Annotated in this window: 1 protein-coding gene; it reads left to right on the top strand. The window is 72.1% G+C overall.

Features of this window, described 5'->3' with window-relative positions; all coding sequences use genetic code 11:
* Positions 1 to 509 (top strand): acyl-CoA dehydrogenase family protein (locus tag AB1460_RS38310; RefSeq protein ID WP_368967513.1); only part of this gene is annotated, 509 nt, incomplete at both ends.

Below are 509 nucleotides of genomic sequence, written 5' to 3'. Positions count from 1 at the left end.
GGCAGAAGGTGTGGACGAGCCTGGCCCAGTACTCCCAGCGCTGCGTGCTGCTCACCCGCACCGCGCCGGGCCACGGCGGCATCACGGCGTTCTTCGTCGACATGGACACCCCGGGCATCACCGTCCGCCCCCTGCGCACCATGCACGGCATCGACGAGTTCGCCGAGGTCTTCTTCGACAACGTCGTCGTGCCCGGCAGCCGCATGCTGGGCAGGCCGGGGGACGGCTGGCAGCTCGCGATGGACCTGCTGCCGCACGAGCGGTCGACCTGCTTCTGGCACCGGATCGCGCACCTCTTCGAGCGGCTGGACCGGCTGATCGACGCCATGCCGAACGCCGGCGCAAGCTCCCCGGCGGGGCCCTCGGGTGCCGCGGGTGCCGACGACGCCGATCTGGGGGCGGCGTACCTGGCGCTGCACACCATCCGCTGCCGCTCCCACGCCACCCAGCGCACCCTCGCCGACGGCGCACACCTGGGCCCGGAAACCTCCATCGACAAGGTCCTGCTC

Origin of the sequence: Parafrankia sp. FMc2 (assembly GCF_041008525.1) — a bacterium.
Lineage (GTDB): Bacteria > Actinomycetota > Actinomycetes > Frankiales > Frankiaceae > Parafrankia.
The sequence above is the reverse complement of the archived record's forward strand: the minus strand, read 5'-3'. Positions and strand labels throughout refer to the sequence as shown.